The following is a 2,564-nucleotide window of genomic DNA, read 5'->3' as shown; positions in this document are numbered from 1 at the left end:
ATGGTGTTGCCGATGTCGCGCGACTGCTCGCCAGCGCTCGGCTGCACCGGGTTGCCGTTGGCATCGGTCTGGTTGCCGCTACTGCCGAAGCCACCGCTGATGCTGCCGGACGAGGCGCTGTAGTCCATCCGGTTTCTCAGATCGGTGAACGTCAACGAATCGGCCGTCAACTCGCTGGCACCGGCATTGGTACTGGCGATGGCGCCGCCGATCAGGTTCACATTGCCGGCAGTGACGTGGTAGCCACCATTGCCCGCGAACAGGCCCGATTGCTCGACCACACCCAGATAATTGCCGTTGGCCCTGGCGGCGCTTGCGTACCCACTGACGTCCCACGCAGAGCCGAACGACACCTGCAAGCGGCCACCGACACTGCTTTCCTTGGACTGGACATCCAGCTTGTCCTGCAGCGATTCGATCGNACGTCGATCCGGTCGCCCTTGACCACTGCGCCACGCAGTGTGGTGTCGCCCTCAGAGGTGAGCACGATGTTCTGCCCGGCCAACTGGGTGTTCTGCCAGCTGCTGCCATCCACGTTCGACTTGTGGCTGCCGACGCTGGCTTGCACATACGCATACACGCCCGTCTGCGCACCCACCGAGGCACCTACGCCGACTTCGAAGCCGGCATTGCTACCCTTGCTCTGTTCGGTACTGCTGGAGTTGCCCGCTTCCAGCACCAGATCGCGTGCCGACTCCAGGCTCAGCGTGTCGCCCGCCTTGAGGTTGCCCTGCACGATGCGCAGGTCGCCTTCGGTAGTTTTCAGGCTGACATTGCCGCCGCCGGTGATGGTGGAGCCTTGTGAGATCTGACTACTGCTGTTGAAGCTACTCTCGCTGGTGGCAAAGCCGACGCCGGCTTCCACGCTGAGCAGCGAGCCGCTCTGCACCGCCCTCGCCGTCTGGTACGCGTTGGCCGCCGCTGCCATGCCCTGCATTGCACCCAGGCGGACGTCGGACTTGCGCGCATCGTCCCTCCGATTTTCTACCCACCCCGTGAACTTATGTATTCATCCAAATAATTTTGCAAAGGCTTATCCGTTCCAAATACATGAAGCTCCCCGGATCTCTTATCAATAAGGATGGGACCATTCCCCGCAAGCTGAGACGATGGATTACCCGTTCTTATGTAATCCTCCGAATCGTAACAAAAATACCACCCTGCGGCACATTCCCCCTCGCAAGTTATCTTTAAAGATATCTCAGACTCCTCAATATAATTTAACGCCAATTTAACAGCCTCCGAATAATTCATAATTATTTTGTCCTCAGTAAGCTAAATGACTTGAATCCAGTTATGTCCGCGGCCTTTCCTGTTTGACCATCCAAGAATCTAACAACACCATTTTGGTTGACCACGTTAAAAACATGACCTGGCTGACCTGGCCCATAAGAACCATAAACTATACCTCTCGCGCCATCACCAGAGTCCGCAATTTCTGCAACGATGCTTCCCGCAGAAGGCTTCACGGAAAATCTAGCGCCGTATTGGGATTCAAGCACAGAAATAGGAACGCCTCTAGTATGATCTATGGGCAAGGCAGATGCCGGATTGCCTGCCAACGTAGAGTCTGTAGCAATAGCACAGTTAACGCAATTATGAGTTCTGCCGACTTCAGGATAGCCCGGATTGATATTTCTAATCGAGCCAGCAACTTCGTCAGATGCACTACCTGCTCTGGCGCCCTGAAGAATCTCATCAGCCTTTCCAGCCGCATTGCCCGCCAAAAGGCGTGCATTACCCGCACTTAGCCCGGCTCCGGCCAAACCATACAAAGCTTCCGCCGCGCCTGAAGATAAGCCCAGTCGCGTCAGCAGGGTTCCACCTAACGTACTCGCGGCATCTCCAGTCCAAGCATAGAGCGTACCAGCCTGTAGTTGGTCAGTACCCCAACCTACCATCAAGCAGCCTAAGCCAAATGTTTCTGCACAAGTGGATACACCGGTCACAACAGCTGCACCGCCACCAGCTGCTTGAAGAACACCAAGTGTTCGTCCCAGAGGATTTCCGTTGATGGAGTTCCAAACGGTCGTCCCATCGATCATTCGATCAGTCAAGGTGTAATCGAATAGTTTTTCGCTAGTCTGATAGGCAACCCCAAATTCATCGTGACCAGCCTTCTCTCCCAATTGAGCAGCGAGCAAGGCGCGCTCCTGCGCATACTCATCCTTACTACCTTCCAATTCCAATATTGCATAGAAATTGAATGCATCACTGCCTACTGGATGCTGAGACGAGCATTCGACCTCTGCGCATGCAGCTAGCGTCAATCTAAGTTCTTTTTCCGGGTCGCCGCCACTAAGCTCCTTAATCCTATCAATTTCGCTACTGCGAAGCATGCGGTTATTGACTACTGCGTTGCCGGCGATCTGCGCGCCCACAGCTGCTTCACTTAAGCTACCACCCGTCATCCCACCCGCAATCGCACCAACAGCCTGCGACAGCGCTACCACCAGCTGCTTGTCCTGTTCCGACAACCGATTCGGATCGAACTTGCCATCCGGGCCGTAGGCTTGCGGGTCGTCGCCATACAGGGTTTTGGTCAGGTACTGCGCCGCCAGCTC

General features: G+C 55.5%; 3 protein-coding genes. All 3 read right to left on the bottom strand.

What is annotated here, in order from left to right; genetic code table 11:
• Nucleotides 1–422: 422 nt before the first annotated feature.
• The coding region (locus XcuCFBP2542_RS20180) for a hemagglutinin repeat-containing protein (RefSeq protein ID WP_249027695.1) at nt 423–928 on the bottom strand (506 nt) is incomplete at its 3' end.
• Between the two features lie 56 nt (nt 929–984).
• Nucleotides 985–1,254, bottom strand: a complete 270-nt coding sequence (locus tag XcuCFBP2542_RS20390; RefSeq protein WP_211293041.1) for a YrhB domain-containing protein — start codon at nt 1,252–1,254, stop codon at nt 985–987.
• A 2-nt stretch (nt 1,255–1,256) separates the two neighbouring features.
• Nucleotides 1,257–2,564: toxin glutamine deamidase domain-containing protein (locus tag XcuCFBP2542_RS18715; RefSeq protein WP_211293040.1), on the bottom strand; the 1,308-nt coding region annotated here is incomplete at its 5' end.

This window comes from Xanthomonas cucurbitae (genome assembly GCF_002939885.1).
Classification (GTDB): domain Bacteria; phylum Pseudomonadota; class Gammaproteobacteria; order Xanthomonadales; family Xanthomonadaceae; genus Xanthomonas; species Xanthomonas cucurbitae.
This window is presented reverse-complemented; position numbering and strand designations above follow the sequence as displayed.

Bases quoted from the DNA above. Each gene is read 5' to 3' on its own strand.
- XcuCFBP2542_RS20390 (WP_211293041.1), bottom strand. From the start codon at position 1,254: ATGAATTATTCGGAGGCTGTTAAATTGGCGTTAAATTATATTGAGGAG.